The sequence below is a fragment of the Pseudomonas auratipiscis genome (assembly GCF_036324085.1).
Classification (GTDB): Bacteria; Pseudomonadota; Gammaproteobacteria; order Pseudomonadales; family Pseudomonadaceae; genus Aquipseudomonas; species Aquipseudomonas auratipiscis.
Window position 1 is genome coordinate 329,332 of record NZ_JAZDCU010000002.1, and the last position, 25,660, is coordinate 354,991.

Below are 25,660 nucleotides of genomic sequence, written 5' to 3' on the forward strand. Positions count from 1 at the left end.
TGAATCATCCAGACAACGAGACCGATATGACAGCCCTCACGCTTCCAGATATTGCCGCCCAAGCAACCCACACTTTTTTGCCACTCGATTGGGTCGGCATGTGCAAAATCGCTGTTCCGGTGTTACTCGATGGCCGCACACTGCCGGCAAGTGCCGACGCTGGCGTCAGTTTGGACGATGGGACGGCACGCGGCATCCACATGTCGCGCTTGTACTTGGCACTCGAGGTATTTGAGCATCGGCCCTTGACGCTTTCGCTGCTACGCCAGGTTCTGGATGGATTTCTGCAAAGTCATAGTGGCTTGTCTGCTGCTGCGTTCCTTACTTTGCGTTTCGATCTCATGCTAAAGCGGCCAGCAGCAGTCAGCCCGTTGGCAGGGTGGAAAGCCTATCCTGTCACCCTAGCCGCTCAGCTAAAAGATGAAGTGTTCCACGTGGAACTAAACGTGGAACTCGACTATTCCTCCACTTGCCCATGCTCGGCGGCTTTGGCCCGGCAAATGATTCAGCAACAATTTTTGGCCGACTTCAACGAGCGGGCACTGAATCATGACGACCTGCTTACCTGGTTAGGCAGTACCCAAGGAGTAGTTGCAACACCTCACAGTCAGCGCAGCACTGCCAAACTGCAAGTTCGTCTGGGTAGCGACATCGATGCCCTGCCAATCGAGGCGCTGATCGACCGAGCGGAAGCGGTGCTGGGAACGGCAGTGCAGACAGCTGTCAAGCGAGCCGATGAGCAGGCTTTTGCCTTGGCCAATGGCCAAAATCTGATGTTCTGCGAGGATGCCGCTCGAAGACTGCACCAGGCTCTACGAAGCATCACATGGTTGAGTGGCTTTGCGTTGCGCGTGGAACATGCTGAAAGCCTGCATGCCCACGACGCTGTCGCCCACAGTAAGTGGCATTGGTGAGCGAATATCAAGTCCGTGGTTTCACAGCACCACAGTCATTGCCCAGCCAAACAGCGCGCGTATTCATGCTGCCCTGCTGCTGAACACCTGAAGCATTGAAGGTGCCACTGACCTCTGTGAGAAATTCGCGGTCACTGAGGAAGGTAGCTTGCCCGGCACCCTGTGCTTTTGGGCACGTGAAGGTGAACTTCCAGACGTTGCCGCTGCGCTCGGTAATCTTCTGAGTGCAACCGGACTTCGGGTCCTGCAGCGGGATATCGTTAGTCTTTACCTGTTCAGGTGTCAGGCACGAGCGCACACCTTGTCCTGCCACACTAATCCCCTGCTTGGCCAAACCGCCTTCGATCATTGCCCGCTGCTCGGGCGGCAGGTTCTTCAGTTGGCCAAGCATGAAGCCCATGTCCGGAAGCGGCTTTCCATCAACTTGCATATTGCTGGTTGTCAGCTCCCACAACCCCGGTTGTAACATCTGTGCATGCACCAACGGGCTCGCCAGCCCCACGACCAATGCCAGCATCGGCAGACGACTCTTCATGTAGTGGCTCCTCGATAGTCCAGCCCCAAGCTGGATCAAAGCTTAGACGTCAATTTGTCCTTTCGGTTGCAAGTACATAGAGGAACATGCTCTGTTAGAAGGCAGTGCCTTTGGACAGCAGGATGCGTATGGATTACCACAGCCCCTACTTCTTCGGTTACCTCATCGGTGCCCTGCATTTGCTCGGCGCTATCGCTGCCATGCACGCAGTGCTCACCGTGCGCACAGCTCAAGGGGCAATCGCCTGGGCCTTGTCGCTTTTGTTCATTCCCTACCTCACTCTGATTCCCTACCTGATATTCGGCAGCCGAACCTTCGACGCCTACATCCAGGCCAGACGCCAGGCCAACCGGGAAATGCACGTGGCGATGGCTGACTTGAACTGGCGCCCTTGGGTCGACGAGGCACTGGCAGCCCGCAACTCAGAGTCATACGGCGCCCTGCGAGCCATGCCCAGGTTAGGTCGCATGCCGTGTCTGGCCAATAATCAGGTACGCCTGCTGATCGATGGCAAAGCGACTTTTGAGGCAATCTTCTCCGCTATCGAGCAAGCCCAAAATACGGTGCTGGTGCAGTTCTTCATCATCCATGACGACAAGCTCGGGCGCGCCCTGCAATCGTTGTTGCTGAAAAAAGCAGCGCAAGGGGTAAAGGTGTATGTGCTGTATGACCGCGTTGGCAGCCACGCCCTGCCCTCTGCTTATGCCCAGACCCTACGCGATGCGGGGGTAAATGTTCGCGCTTTCGCCACACGACGTGGATGGTTCAACCGCTTTCAGGTGAATTTCCGCAACCATCGCAAAATTGTCGTCGTCGATGGTTTGCAAGGCTTCGTGGGTGGGCACAACGTCGGCGATGAATACATGGGAGACAAGCCAAGACTTTCGCCATGGCGCGATACGCATGTGCAAGTCAGCGGGCCGGTGCTGGCTTGCCTGCAGGAGTCGTTTGCCGAAGACTGGTATTGGGCTGCGCGCGAGCTGCCACCACTGATCCTGCCCGACACTTATCCAGAGGACGGCGTCCTTTGCCAAGTCCTGGCGAGCGGTCCGGCAGACCCTCAGGAAACCTGTTCACTGTTTTTCGTCGAAGCGATTCACTCGGCCCGGGAGCGACTCTGGATTACCAGCCCCTACTTCATCCCCGATGAAGCGGTGTTCGCTGCATTGCGTCTGGCCGTACTGCGTGGCGTAGATGTCCGTATCCTCCTGCCGTCACGAGCCGACCACCGTATTGTTTATGCAGCCTCTAGCCTGTTCGCATTCGAAGCGGTGCGCGCGGGGGTCAGAATGTTCCGCTACGGGCCTGGGTTCCTGCACCAGAAAGTGGTGCTGATCGACAACGAGATCAGCGCCATCGGCAGCGCCAACCTGGACAACCGCTCGTTTCGTCTCAATTTCGAAGTGATGCTGCTAACAGTCGACCGAGCCTTTTCGGATCAGGTCGAAGCCATGCTTATCCATGACTTCAACCAGGCGCGTGAGATCAGTGCCGAAGACAGCAAAGACACCCACCGCCTACAGCAATTGGGGATGCGTATTGCGCGTCTTATTTCGCCGATCCTCTGACCGCCATCAACGGTAGAGATCCTCACGGGTCAGGGGTAACTCGTGATGACCATCGGCAAAAGGTTTCACCGCCAGAATTTGGTGAAGATTGATCCAGCCTTTGGCAAAGGCATAGGAACAACCAGCCAGATACAGACGCCAGATGCGCAAGGCCTTTTCCGGTACCAAGGTGGAGGCTTTCTGCAACTGGCTCTCCAAACGGTTGCTCCACTGTTCGAGCGTGCGCGCATAGTGCAAGCGCAGGCTTTCCACGTCGACTACCTCAAGACCTGCAGTACTGATGCTGGCAGCGATCATGGACAAGTGCGGTAGCTCGCCATGGGGAAACACATAGCGCTCGATAAAGCTGCCCGCGCCTCGTCCAACTGGGCGGCCGTCAACGTGCTTGGCGGTGATGCCATGATTCATTACCAGGCCGCCTTCACGTACCGCCCCAAACAGACGCTGACAGTACAGCGCCAGATTGGCATGGCCGACATGCTCGAACATACCGACACTGACAACCTTGTCGAAGCGACCATCTTGAGGCAGGTCCCGGTAGTCGAGGATCTGCAGATCGACTTGGTCTTGCAAGCCCTCAGCCTTGACCCGTTCACGACCCAATTTGAGTTGCTCTTTACTCAGGGTGATGCCCAAAACCTTGGCACCGAACTCCCGAGCGGCAAATCGTGACAGCCCTCCCCAGCCGCACCCGACATCAAGCAGGTAGTCGCCTTTGTTCAGGCGCAACTTGCGGCACAGGTGCTCGAACTTGTTCTGTTGCGCTTGCTCCAGGGTGTCTTGATCGGTTCTGAAATAGGCACAGGAGTACGCCATGTCCGGATCCAGCCATAGCTGGTAGAAGTCATTGGACAAGTCGTAATGGTAAGAAATCGCAGCAGCGTCAGTGGCCTTGTTGTGCTTGCGGCGCACCGGCTGATCATCCGCCTCATCCTTGAGCAACGCTTCGCTGAGCTCATCACAAACGCGAATTACCTCACTGATGGTGCCCTCCAGCTCCAGCTTTCCTTCAACGAAAGCTGCGCCTAGTTCGTCCAGGCTGGGGTGAGTGAATTGGCTGATCAGTTGCGGATCCTTGACCACAATAGTGACCTTGGGCTTGGGGCCCAGATCGAATTCATGGCCGTCCCACAGCTTCAGACGCAGTGGTAATCGCAGGCTTTGCAGAATAGGCGGAAGTTGCGCAAGCATGAACTGAACCTCCCTTTCTTTATCGGACGTCACGGCGAAAGGGTAGTTCATCTGCTGAAAGTTTCAGCTAATCGAGACCATAGTCGGCCCTGGCGCTCCCATTTCAGACCTCTGCAGGCTCATCGAGAGGCCATATAAATTGTATACAATCAGCTATCCCGCAGACTAATCTTGGCGCCATTGTCGATTCTTCATCCTGGAGTAAAACAATGAAAACCTATGATGTAGTGATCATCGGCGGCGGACCGGGCGGCTATAACGCTGCTATCCGGGCGGGCCAGCTGGGTATGAGTGTGGCGTGCGTAGAAGGCCGCTCAACCTTGGGAGGCACCTGCCTGAACGTCGGCTGCATGCCCTCGAAGGCGTTGCTGCACGCTTCGGAGCTTTACGAAGCAGCGGCGGGAAGCGAATTCGCCAACCTGGGCATCGAGGTCAAACCGACCCTGAACCTCACCCAGATGATGAAGCAGAAGGATGACAGCGTCACCGGACTGACCAAGGGCATCGAGTTCCTGTTCCGCAAGAACAAGGTCGACTGGATCAAAGGCTGGGGCCAACTGGCGGGAGCGGGTCGGGTGAATGTCAGTGCCGAAGACGGCAGCATCACCGAGCTGCAGGCCAAGGACATCGTCATCGCCACCGGTTCAGAGCCGACACCTCTGCCAGGGGTGACCATCGACAACCAGCGGATCATCGATTCCACCGGCGCACTCTCGCTGCCCAGCGTGCCCAAGCACCTAGTGGTGATCGGTGCCGGTGTGATCGGCCTGGAACTTGGCTCGGTTTGGCGTCGTCTGGGAAGCCAGGTAACGGTGATCGAGTACCTGGATCGAATCTGTCCGGGCACCGATGAAGAAACCGCCAAAACGCTGCAACGTGCGTTGGCCAAACAAGGCATCAGCTTCAAGCTGGGCAGCAAGGTCACTCAGGCCACGGCATCGACAGATACTGTCAGCTTGAGCCTGGAGCCAGCCGCAGGCGGCGCCAGCGAAAACCTGGAAGCGGACTATGTCTTGGTAGCGATCGGTCGCCGTCCGTACACCGAGGGCCTTGGCCTTGAAAGTGTTGGCCTGGAAACCGACAAGCGCGGCATGCTTGCCAATGAACATCACCGTACTGCCGCGCCTGGCGTCTGGGTTATAGGTGACGTCACCTCCGGCCCAATGCTTGCGCACAAGGCCGAAGATGAGGCTGTCGCCTGTATCGAACGCATCGCTGGCAAGGCCCACGAGGTCAATTACAACCTCATTCCCGGCGTGATCTACACCCGTCCGGAGCTGGCCAGCGTCGGCAAGACCGAAGAACAGCTCAAAGCCGAAGGGCGTGCGTACAAGGTCGGTAAATTCCCCTTCACCGCCAACAGCCGCGCCAAGATCAACCACGAGACCGAAGGCTTCGCCAAGGTGCTGGCCGACGCCGACACCGACGAAGTGCTGGGCGTACACCTGGTTGGCCCGAGTGTCAGCGAGATGATCGGCGAATTCTGTGTGGCCATGGAATTCTCTGCCTCGGCCGAAGACATTGCTCTGACCTGCCACCCACACCCGACGCGATCTGAAGCCTTGCGCCAGGCAGCCATGAACGTCGAAGGCATGGCCATGCAGATCTGACCTCAGTCAGCCCGCACTCCTACCCTGCTTGCCTGTGGCGCTGGTCGCCGCAGGTTGAGCAGCACATGGGCGAACAAGCCGAAGATCAATCCCCAGAACGCCGCCGACAAGCCCAGGAATGACATTCCCGAGGCCGTCACCAGAAAGGTGATCAAGGCCGCCTCTCGATCACTCGGAACACTCATCGCGCCTGCCAGAGCGCCGCCAATAGCACCGAACAGGGCCAGCCCGGCCAGCGCCGCAATCAAGGCTGCTGGGAAGGCGGTGAACAGCGATACCAACGTCGCGCCGAATACCCCCAGCAGCAAATACAACACGCCACCACTCACACCCGCCCAATAGCGCTTGCCCGGATCATCATGCGCTTCGCGACCGGTGCAGATGGCTGCTGTGATTGCAGCCAGGTTCAGACCATGGCAACCAAAAGGTGCCAGGATCAAACTAGTCAGCGCGTTGCTGGAAATAATCGGGCTGGCCGGGGTTGGGTAGCCATCGTTGCGCAACACGGCGATACCCGGCACAAACTGTCCGGTCAGAGCGACCATGACCAGCGGCAGACTGATACTCAGCAAGGCATTCCAGGTGAACACTGGCGTGGTCCATACCGGTGTGGCCAGGCCTGCTACCAGTGCCGAGCTGTTCATATCGCCACTGAACACCGCAATACCCACCCCGCATATCAGCACGGCCAATACCGCGTAGCGCGCAGCGATACGCTTGAACACCAGATAGGTGACAAACATTGCCAGCACCAGCAGCGGCTGCGATTTCAGAGAGGTGAAAAGGCCGGTGCCAAAACTGAACAGAATTCCCGCCAGCATTGCCGCCGAGATGGCAGGCGGCAGCTTGCCGACAATACGGTCGAAGGCACCCGACACGCCCACCAACAGGATGACCAGGTTCGCGACAATGTAGGCCCCTACCGCCTCGGCAAAAGCGATATCCGGCAACAGTGCTACCAGCAAGGCAGAGCCTGGCGCCGACCATGCGATCACCAGCGGTACTTTAAAGCGCAGGCTCAGGACCACGCCCAGGACCCCACTGCCGATAGAAATAGCCCACACCCACGAAGACAGCTCGGCCGCCGACAGGTGTGCGCTGTGGGCGGCCTGGAAAACGATCACCAGGGGGCCAGCATAAGAAATCAGAGTAGCGATGAAGCCGGCGACCAAGGCAGAGAGAGAGAAGTCCTGGAGTATTGTTTTCATTGGATTTTCCAGTTGAAAGCTTTGAAAAGCATTGCGGGACAAGCCCGCTCCTACACGTAGCTGTAGGAGCGCGCTTGCCCCGCGCGCAATTCAACCTAAACCTCAGGCGTCCTGCAACGCTCGCGGCCGCTTACTGCGCTTTTCGCCCGCGGGTGCGGGTGTGGCGAGCAACTGGAAGTCGAAGTTCATTTCAGCAAAGCGCCCTTGCACCCCGCGAGCGTCGGCTGCCGCCGCATCGTCGACAAAGTGCAGCTCGCCAATCAAACCATCACGCGTAGCGTAGGCGAAGTCATCCCACAGGTATTGATCACCGGCCAGGTTGATCTGAGTGGTCAGGTGGCGGAAACCCGGCGCCGAGATGAAGAAGTGAATGTGCGCCGGACGATTGCCGTGGCGCCCCAGTTGGTCAAGCAGCTCTTGGGTCGGACCATCTTCAGGGCAGCCATAGCCGGACGGCACGATGCTGCGAGCACGGTAACGGCCTTCGGCATCGGTGATGATACGTCGGCGCAGGTTGTAGTCCGATTGAGTGCTGTCGAAGTATGAATAGGTGCCCTGGGTGTTGGCATGCCACAGATCGACAACGGCGCCTGCAACCGGTCGCCCTTGGTCATCCACGACGCGACCCTGCAGGAACATTACCGTGCCCGCATCCAGGCCGTCGTCCATCCGCACTTCGCCTTCGGCCATCGGCGCACCCGCTACATACAGCGGGCCTTCGATGGTGCGCGGGGTGCCACCGCTGATGCCGGCCTGGGCATCCTGGGCATCCAACTGCAAATCCAGATAGTGCTCAACGCCCAATCCGGCCACCAGCAGTCCAGCTTCCTGACGGGAACCCAGGCGGTTGAAGTAATCCACGGCTTTCCAGAACTCGTCCGGGGTTACTTGCAGGTCTTCGATAATGCGCGCCACATCGTTAATGATGCGGTTGGTCACCAGTTTCATGCGCGGGCTGCCAAGGTCGTTGTTCAAGCCGCTGGCTTCTTCGAAAAAACGCTGAACATCGGCAGTGTGAGCAATTTTCACGGTCATGATGGAGTACCTCGAATTGTTGTTATCGATGCTTCGGTGATTCAGCGGTCATCGCTGTGGACAGATGACGGGTGGCGACACAGACCATCGATTTCGATGGCCATGTAGGGGAATAGCGGCAGTTGCATCAGGGTGTCGTGCAACGCTTCGACGCTAGGCACGTCGAAAACGCTGTAGTTGGCGTAATGCCCGGCGATACGCCACAGGTGGCGCCAGATGCCCTCGTGCTGCAGGCGTTGAGCCAACTGCTTTTCGTCAGACTTGAGCCGGGCGGCCAGCGCCGGATCCATGTCCAGGGGCAGGTTCACGGTCATTTTCACGTGGAACAACATGGCATCTCTCCTTACTTGCGGCTGAAGAACGCCAAGCGCTCTTCGTCCAGGGTCAGGCCCAGGCCCGGGGTGCTGGGTACGTGCAACGCAAAGTCGCGATAAACCGGCGCTTCGATCACGATCTCTTCGGTCAGCAGCAGTGGGCCGAACAGTTCGGTGTGCCAGGTCAGCTTGTTCAAGGTGACAAAGGCATGGGCCGCGGCCAGGGTGCCGATCGAGCCTTCGAGCATGGTGCCGCCGTACAGGGCGATACCGGCGGCTTCGGCAATCTGGGCAGTGCGCAATACCGCACGCGGTCCGCCGTTCTTGGCGATCTTCAAGGCGAAAATGCTGGCGGCACCCTCGGCAGCCAGACTGAAGGCGTCTTCTACGCTTTCAATGGATTCATCGGCCATGATCGGTGCCGGGCTGCGCTGATTCAGGCGCACCTGACCTGCGCGATTGATACGTGAAATAGGCTGCTCAACCAGATCGATAGCGTTGTCGCCCAGTACCTGACAGGCACGAATGGCCTGGGATTCATCCCAGTACTGATTGACATCGACGCGCACGCTGGCGCGTTCGCCAAGCGCGCGTTTGATCGCAATCACATGGTTCAGGTCATGGGCGACCGGGTTGGAACCAATCTTCAATTTGAAGATGCGATGACGACGCAGGTCGAGCATCTGCTCCGCTTCGGCGATGTCTTGTGTGGTGTCGCCACTGGCCAGGGTCCAGGCCACTTCCAGACTGTCGCGCACACGCCCGCCCAGCAGTTCACTTACGGCCAGGCCCTGGCGCTTGCCTTGCGCATCGAGCAAGGCACTTTCGATCCCGGAGCGGGCGAAGGTGTTGCCCTTGATGGTCTTGTCCAGGCGTTGCATCGCCGCATTGATATTGCTGGCGTCCTGGCCGATCAACAGGGGGGAAAAATAGCTGTCGATGTTCTGCTTGATGCTTTCCGGGCTTTCATTGCCATAGGCCAGGCCACCAATGGTGGTGGACTCGCCGAGTCCTTCGATGCCATCCGAACACTGCAGGCGGATGATCACCAGGGTTTGCTTCTGCATGGTATGCATCGCCAGCTTGTGCGGGCGAATCGTGGGCAGGTCGACGATAACCGTCGAGATGCGTTCAATCAGGGGATGACTCATCGAGATCTCCGGGGCACTCAGCCGAGGTCGCCGCCACCGACCGGCAACACCGTGCCGGTGATGTAGGAAGCCTCGTCGGAGGCAAGAAAGAGGATTGCGCCAACCTGTTCGTCAAGGTTGCCGTAGCGCTTCATCAGGCTGCTATCGAGGGTCTGGTCGACGATCTGCTGGTACCAGATTTTCTCGTCGCCGCTCTGCTCGGCGTTGTTGCGCGGCACTCGCCGAGGTGGCGCCTCGGTGCCACCGGGTGCAGTCGCATTAACCCGCACTCCACGACCGGCCGTTTCAAATGCCAGGCAGGCAGTCAGGGCGTTCACACCACCTTTGGCTGCGCCATAAGGCACTCGGTTGACGCTGCGGGTGGCGATCGAGGAAACGTTGACGATCGCTCCACTGCCCTGCTCGAGCATGTACGGCAGCGCCGCATGGCAGCACCACAAGGTGGGAAACAACGAGCGTCGCACTTCCGCTTCGATCTGCGCCGCTTCGTAATGCTCGAACGGCTTCGCCCAAATGGTGCCGCCAACGTTGTTGACCAGCACATCCAGGCGACCAAAGTGCTCCACGGCTGCCGCCATTACACGACTGCAATCGTTGTGTTGCTCCAGGTCTGCAGTCAGGCTCAGCACACCCTCACCTTCCAGCTCGTGCACCAGCTCCGAGCGATCCACTGCAATCAGGGTCGCGCCCTCTTCCAGCAACCGCTCACACACGCGCCGGCCGATGCCCTGCGCCGCACCTGTCACCAGCACGACCTTGTTGTCGAATCTGTTGTTCATGACAACCTCGAATAAAAAAGGGACCGACCGTACCCGCACGATGCGCCCGGCCCCATAAAACGGGTTCAGGCAGCCGCGGTAGCGAATTTTTCGTAATAGAAGTTCGCCGGCGTAATGCCCTGTTCGCGGATGTACTGACTGACCGCTTCAACCATGGGCGGCGGACCACACAGGTACACATCGACATCACCTTCATTGAGATGACGTGGCTCGATGTGCTGGGTGACATAGCCCTTGAGCGGGTGCTGGCTCTCGGGGTTGGCCACACAGGCACTGAAGCTGAAGTTAGGAATACGAGCGGCCAGAGCCTGCAGGCGGTCCAGCTCGACCAGATCGAAATCATTGGTCACGCCGTAGATCAGGTGCAGGGGGTACTCGCTGCCTTGCTCGGCGATTTTTTCCAGCATCGCAGTGAACGGTGCAAGCCCGGTACCCCCTGCCAACAGCAGCAACGGACGACGGATTTCACGCAGGTAGAAACTACCCAGTGGCCCCGCCAGAGTCATGCTGTCGCCCGCTTTCGCCAAGCCGGTGAGAAAGCTGCTCATCAGGCCACCCGGCACGTTGCGGATCAGGAAACTGACCTCGCCGTCCTTTTGCAACGAGCTGAACGAGTAAGCGCGCGTCTGTTCACTGCCCGGCACCCCGAGATTGACGTACTGTCCTGGCAGGAAAGCCAGGCGGCTCAGAGCATCGCCCTTGATCGATAAGGTAATGGTGCTATCGGAAAGCTGGCGCACCGCGCTGATGCTCGCCTGATAGTTGGACTGCTCGGTCTTGCACACCTGGGACGACGCCGGGATGCGCACCACGCAATCACTTTCAGCGCGCATCTGGCAGGTCAGAACGTAACCCTGCGCGGCTTCTTCCTCGCTCAACGCGTCTTCGATGTATTCCTGGCCCAAGTCGTAACGTCCGGCTTCGGCAAAGCACTTACAGGTTCCGCAGGCGCCATCGCGGCAGTCCAGGGGAATGTTGATGCCCTGGCGGTAGGCCGCGTCGGCGACCGTCTCGTCAGCAGTGGCGTCAATGAAACGGGTAACCCCGTCTTCGAAATTCAAGGCGATCTTGTGCATGGCGCACCTCGCAAAAAGCGGGATTCAGATGTGGTAAACGTCGATGACCTGACGCACGTAGTCGTTCTTGAGCACTACCTTCTTGGCCTTGATCAGCGGCCGATCGCCGCGCACATCAAGGGTGTAGAAGCTGGTGCCGAAGTGACTGTCCACTGTCTTGTAGCGAAAGCTCAGGGTGTGCCAGTTGAAGCGCACCTTGCAGACGCCATCGCCCTGTTCCAGCAGTTCGATGTTGCTGATGTTGTGCGAGGTCCGGGTGTCGGGCATTGTCGCGCTGGAGCGCTCGGTCTTGATCCGGAACACACGATCCTCCAGGCCACCACGGTTGCCGTACCAGATCAGCGAAATTTCTCGTTGCGGGTCTTCGGTCAGTTGATCGTTATCGTCCCAGGCTGGCATCCAGAAGGTGGCGTCAGCGGCATAGCACTCCAACCAGTTATCCCATTGGCTGTCGTCCAGGTAGCGCGCTTCTTCAAACAGGAAGTCGCGCACTTGCTCGAAGGAAATGCTCATTGCACGGCCTCCACTGGAATCAATTGCTGGTCAGCGGCAAGCGCCTTGAGCATGGTTTCCTGCCAGTACTTGTGTTGCAGCACGAACAGCCCTTCGTCTTCGGTGCGCACGCCACTCATCTGCGGATGCAAGTCGATTTCCTGGGCAGCAGCATCGGCACCGTCAACCCAATGCGTTGCGCCACGGGACATATCGTTCCAGCCACGCCCACCTTGGTAACCCATCTGGCAGGAACGGAACTCTTCCAGGTCATCTGGAGTGGCCATGCCACTGACGTTGAAAAAATCCTCGTACTGGCGAATACGCTGGGCCCGTGCCTCGGCGCTCTCACCCTTGGGCGCGATGCAGTAGATAGTGATCTCGGTCTTGTCCACGGCAATTGGCCGGGCAATACGTATCTGCGAGCTGAACTGATCCATCAGGTAAACGTTCGGGTACAGGCACAAATTGCGCGAGTTCTCGATCATCCAGTTGGCCCGGGCCTGGCCGAAATCAGCCGCCAGCTCATCGCGACGCTCGAACAGCGGACGGTCCTCAGGGTTCGCCCAGCGGGTCCAGAGCAACAGGTGACCTTTGTCGAACGAGTAGAAGCCACCACCGCTCTTGGCCCAACCGCCGGCGCTCATGGTTTTGACTTCATCGCCAGCCTCGCGCTGTTTGCGCTGGTTCTGGGTCGCCGCGTAGTTCCAGTGCACGGCACTGACGTGGTAGCCGTCGGCGCCATTCTCGGCAGTCAGCTTCCAGTTGCCTTCGTAGATGTACGACGAGGAGCCACGCAACACTTCCAGGCCTTCCGGCGACTGGTCAACGATCATGTCGATGATCTTGGCCGACTCGCCCAGATGCTCTTGCAGAGGCACGACATCCGGGTTCAGGCTGCCAAACAGGAAACCCCGATAGGACTCGAAACGAGCAACCTTGGTGAGATCATGGGAGCCTTCGCAATTGAAGCTCGCAGGGTAGCCGGCATCGACCGGGTCCTTGACCTTGAGCAGCTTGCCGGAGTTGTTGAACGTCCAGCCGTGGAACGGGCATGTGTAGGAGGAGCGGTTACCGCTCTTGTGGCGGCACAGCATTGCACCGCGGTGGCTGCAGGCATTGAGGAAAGCATTGAGCACACCCTCCTTGTTGCGCGCGATAAAGATCGGCTGGCGCCCCATGGTGGTGGTAAGGAAGTCGTTCTTTTCAGGAATCTGGCTCTCGTGGGCAAGGTACAGCCAGTTACCCTCGAAAATGTGTTTCATCTCAAGATCGAACAGACGGGGGTCGGTGAACATCTCGCGCTTGCAGCGAAAGACGCCCTTCTCCTGATCTTCTTCCAGCAGGGAATTAAGGTAATCGAATCCCAGGGACATGGCCGGGGCCTCCGTTGTTATTGTGTTCAGGCCATGTCAGGTTAAGCAGCGAGGGGGACGGCAAATATCCGCTTTGTGCAGACCTTTATCCGTTTTCTGCAAAGTGTCAGGAACGACGCTTGAGGGTATCGGAGGGGAGTTCGCCAAACAGCGACTTGTAGTTTTCCGAGAAGCGGCCAAGGTGGACAAAGCCGTAATCCATGGCCAGTTCGGTAATGCTGCGCACCGGGCAGTTGGGGTCGCAGAGGTTGGCGTGGATGCGCTCGAGCTTCTTCTGGCGGATGTAGATTTTAGGCGTGGTGCCCGCGTTGCGCTCGAACAGCGCATACAACGAACGCAGGCTCATGCTGGCCTGGCGCGCCAGCTGCTCACTGCAAATATCGAGCTTGAGGTTGCCTTCGATATAACCGGCAATGCGATCGAAGGTCACCGCCTGGCTACTCAGGGCCTCACGGCTGACGTTGGTCGGCATCAAGGTCAGCATCTTGCTGGCGACGATCTGGCTGTAGTGCTCCTGAACTCGCAGCAGCGGCTCGCTGGCCTCGGCTTCGTGACAAACCATTGCCAGCAACCCAGCGAAACCTTCCAGCGCCAGCAACTGATAATGGCTCTGGATAAAACGCACGCCCTCGCTCGGACGCTGCCAGCGTTGTTCGTCGCAGACGCTTTCGAGTAAACGGTTTGGCAGCTTGAGGATAAATTTTTCGCAATCTGCCGAGTAGGCAAGGTCTACCGGCTCGTCCGGATTGATCAGCAACAACTCGCCGGGACCGAGCTGGCGTTCGGCACGCCCGCGCCGCCACAGGCAATGGCCACGCAACAAAATCTGCAGATGAAACACATTCTCCAAGGCTTCGGACATCACCCGCACTTCGCCGCCATAGCTGATTCGGCACAGATCGAGGCTGGCGAATTTGCGATGGTTCAGACACGCCTCGGGCAGCCCGTAGCGCGGCAGGCGGATGTGGTGCACGCCAACATGCTGATTGACGTAGGTCGACACGGCATAAGGATCGGCACGATCGAAAACCCGGCTGCGCTCACTGAGCAGGGGACTTTCCATACCAGGACACTCGTTGTAGTTGTCCTGGCAGTCTAAGCGATAGCACCGGCCCACGACCAACCGAGGGATGGACGGTGTGTTTCCAAACGCATCGCAAAGCCCGCCCCTCTTTTCTACTCAGAAGGAGCGGGCTTTCCCCACGAAAACCCTACAACAGTGTCCAGGTGTACGAAAGGATCACCCGGTTCTCGTCAATATCCGAACGGTAATTGGAGCGCGCCACTGCATTACGCACCCTGATTCCCAAGCCCTTCAACAACCCGCTCTGCACCGCGTATCCCAGGTCCAGGTCACGCTCGTGCTCCTTGCCCTCGAAGCCCAATCCGGTATCGACGTTGTTGCCCTTGAGGTAACGCACAGTGGCCGTCAGGCCCGGTACGCCCATGGCTACGAAATCGTAGTCATACCGCACCTGCCAGGAGCGTTCGTCTGCATATGAGAATTCGTAAGTGGGAACCTCGTTGCCCAATGGTGAAATGTTAGGAAACACTCGCGGAAAAGCGTTGTCACCAAAAATCCCCTGGTAGCCGACGCTGAAGGTATGACCGCCGCGCTTGGCAGACAGCAATGAGTAGAACGCCTGGTTATCGATATCTCCGATGCGGCTTTCCCCTTGCTCCTTGGCGCTGAAATAGCCCAGGTTGGCACCCAGCACCCAGTCACCCACGGGATGGTTGTGTTTGAGACCGACAAAGCCCTGCTGATAGATGTCCTCCAGGCGGCTATACCAAAGGCTCAAGGTGCTGCGATTGGCGTTGAAGCTGTAGTCGCCACCCGCGAAGTTAAAGGCATCGCTGTCGGCCTGGCGCTGAGGCAGATGACCTAGCATAGCGATCATTTTCTCGTCGCCTGATTCATTACGCAGGCTGGTCGAACTTAAATGACCCGCTTGCAGCGTCAGTCCACTGATCTCAGCGGAAGTGATGCTGGCGCCTTGGTAGGTAGGCGGCAGCAGGCGCGAATCGTTGTACTGCAGGATCGGCAGATTGGTCTGCAGTTCACCCACTTTCAGCTCGGTTTTCGAATAGCGCACCTTCAGAGTTCCGCCCACCCGACTGTATTCATCAGCAGCCCGGCCATCGTCCTGAACCGGCAGAAGACCGGTACCTGTGCGATCCGGGCTGCTATCGAGCTTGAGCCCGAGCAAGCCAATGGCATCGACGCCCACGCCAAGGGTGCCGGGGGTGTAGCCGGACTTGAAGTTGAAGATGAATCCTTGCCCCCACTCCTCAGCCTTGGACTGTTTGTTTGCACCAACGATGTCGGAAAAGTCGCGGCTGAAGTAGTAATTACGGGCTTGTAAGGTAGCGGTAGCGTCCTTGAAGAAGTCAGGTTCAGCGGCTTGGGCGGTAAAACTCAGGGCGAATGAAGACAGCAACCCGATTCCACGGAGGTTGTTCATGATTGGCGTGCTCTTTCTTATTGTTGTTTGTGATTCAAGAACTGCGGCGTTTCCAGCGCCGGCCCGCAGCCGCCAACACAGTCAGCGCTGCGGCCCAGCGTGCGTGTAGGCAATCAGCTAGGTCGCCGATTGCAACGCTGCGCCACTCTTGGCGGTGCCACGACTGGCAAACACCATCATCGCCACTGCAGCTACCGCTCCGGGTATGGCAAAGGCCATGAAATTCAGCGCCAGCGGCAGCTGAATCCCCAGCAACAGCCCGCCCAGCAACGGGCCGACAATGGCTCCGCTACGACCAATACCCGAGGCCCAACCCAAGCCGGTGGAGCGAATACCCATTGGATAGAACTGGGCAACACAGGCATACGCGAGGATCTGGGTACCGATGGTTGTCGCTCCGGCGACAGCGATCAACAGGTACAGCACCGGGGTTGGACTCTTGAAGCCGAGCAGACTGATCGACAATGCCGCGATGGCAAAGAACACCACCAACACCCGATCGAGCTTGAATCGGTCACCAATCCAGCCACCGCCAACGGCACCAAAGATTGCCCCGAAGTTGAGCACCAACAGGAACGCCAGGCTTGAGCCAAGGCCGTAACCTGCGTTGCTCATCAGTTTTGGCAACCAGGAATTGAGGGCGTAGACCATCAACAGGCAGCAGAAAAATGCGACCCAGAGCATCAAGGTATTCAGCGCTCGGCCTTCGCGAAACAATTGTGGAACTGAGCCACCCGCTTGCGTGCCGGTGACAACCTCCAGACGATCACCGCTCTGGGGCTGGTAACTCGGTTCAACCCGTTGCAATAACTGGCTGGCCTGCTCGGTACGGCCCTGGCGAACCAGAAAGCCCAGCGACTCAGGCAAGAAACGCAGAATCAATGGCAACAGCAGCAGTGGAATGATTGCCACATAAAACACCGACTGCCAACCGAACGCCGGCAACAACACAATGCCTAGGCCGGCCGAGAGCATGCCGCCCACCGAATAGCCACTGAACATGATGGCGACCAGCGTGCTGCGCCTACGCTTTGGCGCGTATTCGTTCATCAGCGCAACCACGTTGGGCATCACGCCACCAATGCCCAAACCGGCGAGGAAGCGACAGACACCAAACTCTGTTGGATTGCGGGCAAAGCCGTTGAGCACGGTGAAGCCGCTGAACAGAATCACACAGATCATGATGGCCTTTTTACGACCAATGCGATCGGACAATGGGCCAAATATCAGTGCGCCGAACATCATGCCAAACAAGGCGTAGCTGCCCAGGGCGCCTGCCTGAAGCGGGGTCATGCCCCACTCCTGCATCAACGCCGGCAACACCACGCCATAAATGACCAGGTCGTAACCGTCGAAGATTATGATCAGCGCGCACCAGAACAGTACACGCCAGTGGAAGACATTGAACTTCGCCTGATCGATCAGGCTATTGATATCGATCGTTCGCATGAGGCGTGTCTCTTTTGTTGTTGTTATCGAAACCCTTGGGCGAATCTGCCAAGCAGCCTTCGCAGCCTCAGGTTAGGAGCAGGACAAAAGGGCCAATAGCCGTTTACTGCGAATCGATATCCACTTTGCGCAATGACCGATCAGGGGTCAGCGATGACGTTTGAACGTGACTGAGGGCAGCTCACCAAAGCGCTGGCGGTAGCTTTCGGCGAAACGCCCCAGATGCAGAAAGCCATAGTCCAAGGCAATTTCGGTGACGTTGCGCACGGTGCTGGTCGGGTCTTGAAGTGCCCCGTGTATGCGCTCGAGTTTGCGCTGGCGAATGTACCCTCTAGGTGATAACCCCGCATGGCGTTCGAACAGTGAATACAGGGTACGCTCGCTCACTCGTGCAACGTTCATCAGCTGTGCAATGTTGATGTCGGTGTGCAGGTGCGCATCGATATAGGCTGCCAGTTGCTCGAATGAATGGGCGTGCTGCGCGGGCTCGCTACGCTGGACGTTGTTGCCCAGCAAGCTGAGCAATTTGCTGGCGACAATACGCCCGTAGTGCTCCTGCACTTGAGCCAATGACTGGGAAGACTCCGCCTCTTCGCAAATCAGCCCAAGTAGGCCGATAAACCCTTCCAGCTCCCCCGTCACATGACGAGCGCTGGTAAAGCGAATGCCTCCTTCGGGCACCTGCCAGCGCTGGTCTACACAAGCCTGCTCGAGCAGACCGACCGGCAATTTGAGTATGAATTTTTCGCAGTCGGCCGAGTAAGTCAGATCCACCGGATCGTCTGGGTTGATCAGCATCAGTTCCCCGGGCACATAGTGATGCTCATTGCCGCGACAACTGGACTGGCAATGCCCTTTAAGCAGAATCTGCAGGTGATACAGGGTACCCAGCGCCGGTGAAGTAATCCGCGCTTTACCGCCATAGCTCAGACGGCACAGATCGAGGCTGGCGAACTTGCGATGGTTGATACTCGCCTGCAGATCGCCGGTTCGCGGCAAGCGCAGGCGGTGGCCACCCACATGCTGGTTGACGTACTCGGACACGGCATACGGGTCGGCGCGCTGGAATACACTGCTGCGCTCGCTCAACAGGTGGCTGCTCATGGGCTGCCCTCTTCTTGTTCTGGACGATATCCACAGGGTCTGGTTATCCACAGAGGATGAGCTTGCGCCAGCACCGACAGGCAGTCCAATATCTGTTGAGTACATACAATACCCAGGAGGTATCATGGAGCTGCGCCATCTACGTTACTTCCGTGTGCTCGCACAAACCTTGAACTTCACTCGCGCAGCCGAGCAGTTGCACATTGCGCAGCCGCCGCTTAGCCGACAAATTCGCCAGTTGGAAGAATCCCTCGGCGTCGAGTTGCTGGAGCGCAGCCGGCCCCTGCGTCTGACGGAGGCTGGGCGCTATTTCTATGAACAAAGCGCGATGCTGCTCGAGCAACTTGAGCAGATAGGTGAAGGGACCCGGCGTATCGCCAATAGCGAACGCCAATGGCTACGAATCGGATTTGCACCGTCGACGCTCTACGACCTACTGCCCGATCTTATTCGGCAGTTACGACGCAATGACGCTCTGGAGCTGGGCTTGCAGGAGATGATTACCTTGCAGCAGGTCGAATCCCTGAAAGCTGGACGTATCGACGTCGGCTTCGGACGCATCCACATCAACGACCCCGCTATCGAGCAGCAAGTGCTGCGCGAAGACCCACTGGTTGTCGCGCTGCCCTGCGGCCATCCGCTGATAGGCCAACCCATTGACCTTGTTCGCCTGGCCTTTGAACCGTTTGTCCTTTATCCCGCAACGCCCCGTCCGAGTTATGCAGACCACATCATGGGGTTGTTTTCCAGCCAGGGCCTGAGCGTGCAGGTTATCCAGTGGACCAACGAATTGCAGACCGCGCTGGGGCTGGTGGCAGCGGGCCTGGGGATAACATTGGTACCAGGCTCGGTACAACGCCAGCAACGCGACGATATCGTATTCGCCCCCTTGAGTGAGACCGCGGCGGTTTCTCCCATTATCCTTAGCCGACGGGTTGGGGATAACTCTGCGCAGGTCAGGCACTGCCTGGAACTGATCGCACAAATGACCGGCCCTTAAGCCGGTCATCCGGTAGTTATCCCAACGAAGGACTGTTATCCACAGGCGATTTAAAGAAGCGTTCAGCCAGGAATGGGGTGATATCCACAGGCGAGGTTTCTCCATGCAGAACCTTATCGATCATCACCCCGGTAATGGCCGACGTGAGAATGCCAGTGCGAAAGTGTCCACAGGCATTCAAATAACCGGAAACCTCCGGAACCGGACCCAGTATCGGTAGTTCGTCCGGCGAACCTGGGCGCAATCCCGCCCAGGTTCGCTTCAGGTTGATCTGCGCCAGTTCAGGAATACAGCGAATCGCGCCCTGCACCAGGCCACTGATTTCCGGCAAGGTGTTACTCACGTCGAAGCCTTTATCTTCAGTCGTGCTGCCAATCAGAATTTCGCCGTTATCCTTCTGAGCCATGTAGCAGTCACTGGTGGTGAGGCAGCCGTGCAACAGTTTGGGCAGGCGCTCAGTAAGGATAATCTGGCCTTTCACCGGACTGACTGGAATGCGCAGACCGCAGGCCTGTTCGCTGAGATCGGCCGCCCAGGCGCCAGCGGCATTGATCAGGGTCTGGCAGTGAAACGTACCTTCTTCGGCGGTTTGTACGGCACTGATCCGCGATCCCTGATGCAACACACCCGTGACATTGGTGTTGTGGAACAGGTCTACGCCATTCTGTCGTGCCGATTCCATATAGGCGTCGGCCAAGCGGAACGGACTGACCTGATGATCGCAAAGAAACTCCAGGGCCCCACGTGCCTGATGACTGACAGCTGGCTCCGCCTGGCGTAACGTGTTTTGATCGAGCCAGCGCACCTGCTCAGTCAGGTGCGGAATCTGCGCAACGATGTGCTCGGCGTATAGCTGGTCTTCATCGTCGTAGATCACATACTTGAGGCCCGTGCGCTCAAACTTGAAGTCCATACCGTGACGATCGATCAGCTCACGATGCAGCTGTGGATAAAGTGCATTCGACTGTAAGGCAAAGTCGAAGAACGACTGCGGCAAGATGTGCGGGGTGTTGGCATCCACCACAACGGCAGCCCCTTGAGCCTCGCGCTTGCGCTGCGTTGACATCATGCGAAAGAAAATAACCCCGCAGCCGAGCCCAACCGACTCACCTATGGCCCACAGCCCGCCAGCTGAAGCGCGTGTAGCATTGCCAGGGCGCTTGGCATCGATCAGAGCGATTCTGAGGTTTTTGCGTTTGGACAATTGATACGCGCAGGAAGCACCAATGACACCACCGCCAGCGATCACCACGTCATAGATTCTGTTCATGTTCACACCTTTGCGCCAGATTTCTGAAATGCCGAGAACGGAATCGGGTCTATGGGAAATCGCGGGCGCAGCCAGCCCACATCGGCGCGACCGGTCGCTTCGCGCAAGCGATCACTGCAATAACCAACGCACATGCGACCCTGGCAATCGCCCATGCTCACCCGGGTGCGCATTTTCAATCCGGCCATGTCTTGCACCCCCTGCTCCAAGGCCAGGTCGATGTCACTGCGGTGCACATGTTCGCAGCGACAGATCACCGTATCGGCCTGCGGCAGATCAAGTTGCCGCGCTCCCCGCTCGGTGTAGCGCTCGACACCAGCGCGAAAGCGTTTGATTGCTGCCAACTGGCCGAGATACTGCTCGCGCAGCTCAATGGCTTGCTCGGCATTGAGTACGCCGCGCTGGAGCAATATCGACACCGCGGCAATGCGCCCGGTGAGCATGGCCGCCTCGCCGCCACGAATGCCAGCCATGTCACCCGCCAGATGAATGTGCGGCTGGCTGCTTTGCTGCCATCCGTTGCTACGCGCATGCAGGTAGCCATCGTCATGGAAGCAATGCTCCAGCCCTAACTGCTGACTCAACTGCGTACGCGGGATGAAACCGTAGCCAACCGCAAGGGTTTGCACATGCTCGCGCTGAGCGCGGCAATGGTCGGGCTGCCAGTTTTTGTCATAAGGCGCCAAAATGACTTCAGCAAGTTCGCCCTCGCCTTTTGCCTCGACCACGCCCCAGCCGTAATACAGCGGAATGCCGTTGAGCTTCATATAGCCAAGCATGCTTAAGCCGTTGAGGAAAAGTTGCGGCTTGTTCAGCAATGCCAGGCTTTCCTTGGCGATCTTGCCGAAGGCACAGGCTTCATATACCCCGGCAACTTTTGCCCCCGCCGCATGTAATTGACAGGCCACCAGCGGAAGCAATGGCCCAGTCCCGGCAATCAACGTTACACCTGATGGTTTGACCACCCCGCTCTTGATCTGCAGCTGCAACCCACCTAAAAGCTGGACACCGGGCAGGGTCCAGCCAGGAAACGGTACATTGCGCTCATGGCAACCGACCGACAGCAGCAAATGCGAGTAGTCCACTTCCTTAAGGCGCTCCTGGTCATCGAGGACCATCAAACGCTGCGTATCCCCCCCTACAATTCGGTTGTTCAAGTGCAAATCAATACGCTCGACGCAGCTTGCGAACTCTTTGTGCAAGGCCGCCAGAGCCTTGCTATAGCGAGACCCGAGATAGCCCGGATCGACACCGTCACGAAGCGGACCGCGATACACCACCCCGCCCGGCCGCGATGCTTCATCGAACACTGTGCTGGCAACCCCGTGGCGGGCCAACTCAATGGCAGCGGCCATACCCGCCGAGCCACCACCGACAATTACAGGTCGTATGCTCATGGGGCTTCCTCTTCGTTGAAGCGGTTGCTCAGGGTCTCTACTCGCATACCCGGCTGCACGACTGTCTGACAGGCACGGCGTTTGGGCCGGCCATTGATTGAAACCAGGCAGCAGTGACACACACCCATGCCACAAAAGGCCCCTGTCGTCTGAGCATGGTCGTTACGCGCAACCTGACGCAGGCCCACGGCGTTAAGAACGGTGAGCACTGTCTCGCCAAAAGCAACTTCGACCGCTTGGCCGTTGAGATAAATAGTGATGTTTGCCCCCGGCAGGGGCTGAATGTCGAGTGTTCGATCCAGTGTTTTCATTGCGCTTTTCATCCGTGAAAAGTTAAGTGGTCTTTTCACCCTATGCCAAGCGCGCTGCAAAACTATTGATCCAGGCCAGTTTTCAACCAACTTTCCTGTTGATCTTTCAAAGGTGCTCGATTAACGGTTTATCGGATCCAATTGAACGAAGCTTGATAGCAATTCAATACTACTTTTTCATATTGGTTTCCAAACAGTTTTGTAAAAAACTCACAACATCTGTCAGCGCTTTTCACGTCCGTCGCTAACCTATAAGGGTATGATCAATTTTATATCGAAAGGATAAAATACATCGCTGTTTGGATCGGCAAAAAAAGGCGCCATTAAGGGCGCCAAAAATTCACCGTTTACCAAAGGAGCAATGGGTGAATACATTGAGCTGCCACTATTGGACAGCTGAAGTAAATCGGCACCCTGAGGAAACCTATTTACCGGGACTTACAGTATCGACAGTGGATACTCGACAATTAGCCGCACTTCATCCAGATCGGACTCGAAGGCTGTGGCGCGCGTATTGGCTTGGCGTACTCTAAATGAAAGATCCTTCGCCGGGCCTGTCTGAACGACGTATTTAGCTTCGATGTCGCGCTCCCAGCGTTTTTGGTCAGTCAGCGGATTGCCGTTATCGTCAGTGCGCATATAGAACTGGTTAGCGTTCGAATAGTCAGCATCGGTGCCCTTGGCGTAACGGGTCATGAATGACAGACCGGGAATCCCGTAGGCGGCCATGTTCAAGTCATAGCGAAGCATCCACGAGCGCTCTTTTGGCGAGTTGAAGTCGCTGTACTGAATCGAGTTATCCAAGAATATAGAATCGGACTGGCGCAGGTAGTCGAAGTCGTCATCACCGTTGTTCTGCTGATGTGACAGTGCCAGGGTATGGCCGCCATAACTAACACCAATCTTTCCACTCCAGATGCTGTTGTTGAACTCGCCTAGCAGTTGTTTGCCCTCATCAACAGCTTTGTAATAGTTAAAGCCACCGATCAGTGCCAGGTCATCGCTCAATGGATAGGTAAGGCTGGTGCCTGCATAATATTGATTCCAGACATCCTTCAGGCGACTGCTGAACAGGCTGACGGTAACCCTATCGTTGATTTCATAGTCTCCACCGCCATAAGCAATCCAAGGCGAATTGACTGCGCCTGCGTAGAACGTCGCAAAATTTTCGCGCATGTCACTGGAAACGGGCTGGCTCATCGAGTGCAAACGCCCGCCCTGTAGGGTAAGGCCTTCAATACTGGTATTTTCAGCCGTTACACCACGAAAGCTTTCGGGCAGCAGGCGTGAGTCCCCCGCCGCTACAACCGGGTTGGCAGGGAAAACGTCACCTACTTTGACCACGGTGTCGAGCAAGCGGACTTTGGCTGCGCCACCGATCTTGGTGTACTCGTCACGCGCCTCACCATCGTGATCGACGGGCAAAACGTCGAACGAACTGCGCCCACCATTCCTGCCATCACCCGTATCGAGCTTCAAGCCGATCATTGCAAAGGCATCCACACCGAAGCCAACTGTGCCTTGGGTAAAACCGGAGTTGAAGTGCGTGATGATCGCGTGCGCCCATGTTTCGGAATAGCCATTCGTGTCGCCCTTGCCGCTGTTGTAAGTTGCGCCAGCGCCATCGCGGTTATCACGATTGTAATAAAAGTTTCGGTTCAGCACCGTGAGGCTACTGCCTTCAATGAACCCTTCCGCTTGCTCTTCGGCTTGCGCTGAAACAACGTAACTTGCAGATAAAGCAGACATCGCGGCGAGATAAAGCGAGAGTGTTCGGCTCATTCAATGCTCCTTTGATACGGCAGCTTTTATTATACTTTCGGCCCAGTATTGACTTGTTCTATCCGGCCGCACGCCACGCACGGCGCCTGAACAAAAGTGACAGCCGATAGATAACGGGAGAGTGATAAGAGCATTACAATTCTGTCACTTGCACGCGCTGCCATTGATTACAGAATTGTAATTTTCCAGCCACGCCTGTGATAGCTAGCGCTTATTAGAGTTCCGGCACCTATTCCGTTGGGCTTGGCTGTTGTCCCCGGCGTTCTCGCCAAGCTCTCGAAAGTTTGCGCTCGAGGACCCTACTAGTGCCCTGGTACAGCCGAAATGCCTTGTTCAAGATCCCTGTTTCCTGGAAGTGCGCCGCGCTCTGCACCCTCGTAGTTGGGGCAATCACGCCTGCAGCATTCGCTCAGCAGAGCATCAGCCTGTCCGAGGCACTGACCACTGCCATGGAGGCAAATCCCGATCTGGCGGCAGCGCGTCAGGAAATAGGCATCGCCCAGGGCGCTCGCCAGCAAGCAGGACTTATCCCCAACCCCGAGCTTTCATACGAAGTCGAGGACACCGATCGTGACACCAGTACCACTACCGTCACCCTCGCCCAACCGCTGGAACTGGGCGGCAAGCGGTCTGCCCGAATCGAAGTGGCGACGGTTGGCCAGAGCATCGCTCAGATGGCATTGGAACGCAGTGTGAACAGCCTGCGAGCAGACGTCGTGCAAGCGTTCTACGCCGCCCTGCGTGCGCAAGCCGGTGTCGAGTTGGCCAATCAGTCGCTAGCGCTTACAGAACGTGGATTGCGCATTGTCGACGGTCGCGTCCGGGCTGGAAAATCGTCACCGGTAGAGGCGACTCGGGCCCAGGTGCAACTGGCGGAAGCCAAACTGCAACTGCGCCGTGCGCAAACGGATAAAGCCAATGCCTATCAACAGTTGGCCCAAGTGACCGGCAGTGCCGTTACCGCATTCGACCGGCTCGACGCTCCCTCCTTGTCCCCGGGTATGCCACCACGCTCGGCAACGTTGTTGAGCACGCTTGAGCAAACCGCCGAGATGCGCCAAGCACTTGCACAGATCGACCAAAGCGACGCCTCGCTGGGTTCGGAAAAGGCCCAGCGCATCCCAAATTTGACGGTGAGCGTGGGTAGCCAATATGACCGCTCCGTTCGCGAGCAGGTCAACGTTGTCGGACTGTCGATGCCCCTACCGCTGTTCGATCGTAACCAAGGCAACATTCTTTCTGCTGCGCGACGCGCCGATCAGGCCCGCGACCAACGAAACGCTGTGGAGTTGAGGCTGCGCAGCGAAACCCAGACAGCGCTTAACCAATGGACCACCGCCATGCAGGAGGTTGAGTCCTACGACAAGAGCATCCTGCCCTCGGCCCAGCAAGCAGTCGACACCGCAACACGAGGCTTTGAGATGGGCAAATTCGGTTTTATCGAAGTACTGGATGCCCAGCGCACGTTGATCACCGCTCGCAGCCAGTACCTCGGCTCCCTGGAAGCTGCAACCAACGCTCGTGCTCAGGTGGAAAGGGTTTTTGGCGACCTCGGGGCGCTTGCCGGCAGTCGTTGAGCAGACCAGACATTTTCTTCGGCATGCGCGCCTGACCGCATCCATGCCTACGATCA

23 protein-coding genes are annotated in these 25,660 nt (G+C 57.6%); 5 read left to right on the forward strand and 18 right to left on the reverse strand.

Annotation, left to right across the window (positions count from 1 at the left end; all coding sequences use genetic code 11):
- Positions 1-26 precede the first annotated feature (26 nt).
- Positions 27-914, forward strand: coding sequence for a GTP cyclohydrolase FolE2 (gene folE2 / locus V0R60_RS03985; protein WP_330078824.1), 888 nt, complete (start codon positions 27-29; stop codon positions 912-914).
- 7 nt (positions 915-921) lie between these two features.
- Here the strand turns inward: folE2 and V0R60_RS03990 are convergent, their stop codons facing one another.
- Entirely contained in the window at positions 922-1,449 is a 528-nt protein-coding gene (locus V0R60_RS03990; RefSeq protein ID WP_136478809.1) for a DUF3617 domain-containing protein, read from the reverse strand.
- A 128-nt stretch (positions 1,450-1,577) separates the two neighbouring features.
- Between V0R60_RS03990 and cls the strand changes: the two genes are divergently transcribed.
- Positions 1,578-3,017 carry a cardiolipin synthase gene (cls, locus tag V0R60_RS03995; protein WP_136478810.1) on the forward strand — a complete coding sequence of 480 codons (1,440 nt, stop codon included), beginning with the start codon at positions 1,578-1,580 and terminating at the stop codon, positions 3,015-3,017.
- A gap of 6 nt (positions 3,018-3,023) precedes the next feature.
- Here cls and cfaB read toward each other — a convergent pair whose 3' ends face one another.
- Positions 3,024-4,208 (reverse strand): C17 cyclopropane fatty acid synthase CfaB, encoded by a 1,185-nt coding sequence (gene cfaB / locus V0R60_RS04000; RefSeq protein WP_330078823.1) that lies wholly within the window; start codon positions 4,206-4,208, stop codon positions 3,024-3,026.
- A gap of 209 nt (positions 4,209-4,417) precedes the next feature.
- On the opposite strand from cfaB, the gene lpdA reads away from it, so the two are divergent.
- Complete coding sequence (gene lpdA, locus V0R60_RS04005; protein WP_330078822.1) at positions 4,418-5,818, forward strand: dihydrolipoyl dehydrogenase; 1,401 nt, start codon at positions 4,418-4,420, stop codon at positions 5,816-5,818.
- Between the two features lie 2 nt (positions 5,819-5,820).
- Here lpdA and V0R60_RS04010 read toward each other — a convergent pair whose 3' ends face one another.
- From V0R60_RS04010 to V0R60_RS04065, 12 genes are all read right to left on the reverse strand, one after another.
- Positions 5,821-7,026 carry a benzoate/H(+) symporter BenE family transporter gene (locus V0R60_RS04010; RefSeq protein ID WP_136478813.1) on the reverse strand — a complete coding sequence of 402 codons (1,206 nt, stop codon included), beginning with the start codon at positions 7,024-7,026 and terminating at the stop codon, positions 5,821-5,823.
- Between the two features lie 102 nt (positions 7,027-7,128).
- Positions 7,129-8,061, reverse strand: a complete 933-nt coding sequence (catA, locus tag V0R60_RS04015; RefSeq protein WP_136478814.1) for a catechol 1,2-dioxygenase — start codon at positions 8,059-8,061, stop codon at positions 7,129-7,131.
- A gap of 41 nt (positions 8,062-8,102) precedes the next feature.
- Positions 8,103-8,393 carry a muconolactone Delta-isomerase gene (gene catC, locus V0R60_RS04020; RefSeq protein ID WP_203541782.1) on the reverse strand — a complete coding sequence of 97 codons (291 nt, stop codon included), beginning with the start codon at positions 8,391-8,393 and terminating at the stop codon, positions 8,103-8,105.
- An 11-nt stretch (positions 8,394-8,404) separates the two neighbouring features.
- Positions 8,405-9,526 (reverse strand): muconate cycloisomerase family protein, encoded by a 1,122-nt coding sequence (locus tag V0R60_RS04025; protein WP_136478816.1) that lies wholly within the window; start codon positions 9,524-9,526, stop codon positions 8,405-8,407.
- A gap of 17 nt (positions 9,527-9,543) precedes the next feature.
- Entirely contained in the window at positions 9,544-10,305 is a 762-nt protein-coding gene (locus V0R60_RS04030) for a 1,6-dihydroxycyclohexa-2,4-diene-1-carboxylate dehydrogenase (protein WP_330078821.1), read from the reverse strand.
- A 65-nt stretch (positions 10,306-10,370) separates the two neighbouring features.
- On the reverse strand, positions 10,371-11,381 hold the full coding sequence (gene benC, locus V0R60_RS04035; protein WP_330078820.1) for a benzoate 1,2-dioxygenase electron transfer component BenC: 1,011 nt from the start codon (positions 11,379-11,381) through the stop codon (positions 10,371-10,373).
- A 24-nt stretch (positions 11,382-11,405) separates the two neighbouring features.
- Positions 11,406-11,894, reverse strand: coding sequence for a benzoate 1,2-dioxygenase small subunit (benB, locus tag V0R60_RS04040; protein ID WP_203477230.1), 489 nt, complete (start codon positions 11,892-11,894; stop codon positions 11,406-11,408).
- Positions 11,891-13,249: a benzoate 1,2-dioxygenase large subunit gene (benA, locus tag V0R60_RS04045; protein ID WP_330078819.1), complete on the reverse strand. Its 1,359-nt coding sequence runs from the start codon at positions 13,247-13,249 to the stop codon at positions 11,891-11,893. The genes benB and benA overlap by 4 nt, the downstream gene beginning before the upstream one ends.
- A 106-nt stretch (positions 13,250-13,355) precedes the next feature.
- Entirely contained in the window at positions 13,356-14,312 is a 957-nt protein-coding gene (locus V0R60_RS04050; RefSeq protein WP_330078818.1) for an AraC family transcriptional regulator, read from the reverse strand.
- A 148-nt stretch (positions 14,313-14,460) separates the two neighbouring features.
- Positions 14,461-15,714, reverse strand: a complete 1,254-nt coding sequence (locus V0R60_RS04055; RefSeq protein WP_330078817.1) for an OprD family porin — start codon at positions 15,712-15,714, stop codon at positions 14,461-14,463.
- Between the two features lie 117 nt (positions 15,715-15,831).
- Positions 15,832-17,163, reverse strand: coding sequence for an aromatic acid/H+ symport family MFS transporter (locus V0R60_RS04060; protein ID WP_330078816.1), 1,332 nt, complete (start codon positions 17,161-17,163; stop codon positions 15,832-15,834).
- 147 nt (positions 17,164-17,310) lie between these two features.
- Positions 17,311-18,267, reverse strand: a complete 957-nt coding sequence (locus V0R60_RS04065; RefSeq protein ID WP_136478824.1) for an AraC family transcriptional regulator — start codon at positions 18,265-18,267, stop codon at positions 17,311-17,313.
- Positions 18,268-18,391: 124 nt separating this feature from the next.
- Between V0R60_RS04065 and V0R60_RS04070 the strand changes: the two genes are divergently transcribed.
- Positions 18,392-19,267 (forward strand): LysR family transcriptional regulator, encoded by an 876-nt coding sequence (locus tag V0R60_RS04070; protein WP_330078815.1) that lies wholly within the window; start codon positions 18,392-18,394, stop codon positions 19,265-19,267.
- 16 nt (positions 19,268-19,283) lie between these two features.
- Here the strand turns inward: V0R60_RS04070 and hcnC are convergent, their stop codons facing one another.
- The 4 genes from hcnC to V0R60_RS04090 all read right to left on the reverse strand — a co-directional run bounded on the left by hcnC (position 19,284) and on the right by V0R60_RS04090 (position 23,994).
- A complete protein-coding gene (gene hcnC, locus V0R60_RS04075; RefSeq protein WP_330078814.1) occupies positions 19,284-20,537 on the reverse strand; it encodes a cyanide-forming glycine dehydrogenase subunit HcnC in 1,254 nt (417 codons plus the stop codon).
- 2 nt (positions 20,538-20,539) lie between these two features.
- Entirely contained in the window at positions 20,540-21,934 is a 1,395-nt protein-coding gene (gene hcnB / locus V0R60_RS04080) for a cyanide-forming glycine dehydrogenase subunit HcnB (RefSeq protein ID WP_330078813.1), read from the reverse strand.
- Positions 21,931-22,245 carry a cyanide-forming glycine dehydrogenase subunit HcnA gene (gene hcnA, locus V0R60_RS04085; protein WP_136478828.1) on the reverse strand — a complete coding sequence of 105 codons (315 nt, stop codon included), beginning with the start codon at positions 22,243-22,245 and terminating at the stop codon, positions 21,931-21,933. The genes hcnB and hcnA overlap by 4 nt, the downstream gene beginning before the upstream one ends.
- A 438-nt stretch (positions 22,246-22,683) precedes the next feature.
- Positions 22,684-23,994: an OprD family porin gene (locus tag V0R60_RS04090; protein WP_375547258.1), complete on the reverse strand. Its 1,311-nt coding sequence runs from the start codon at positions 23,992-23,994 to the stop codon at positions 22,684-22,686.
- Between the two features lie 338 nt (positions 23,995-24,332).
- Here V0R60_RS04090 and V0R60_RS04095 point away from each other — a divergent pair, with 338 nt between their 5' ends.
- Entirely contained in the window at positions 24,333-25,604 is a 1,272-nt protein-coding gene (locus V0R60_RS04095; protein WP_330078811.1) for a TolC family protein, read from the forward strand.
- Positions 25,605-25,660: the final 56 nt, after the last annotated feature.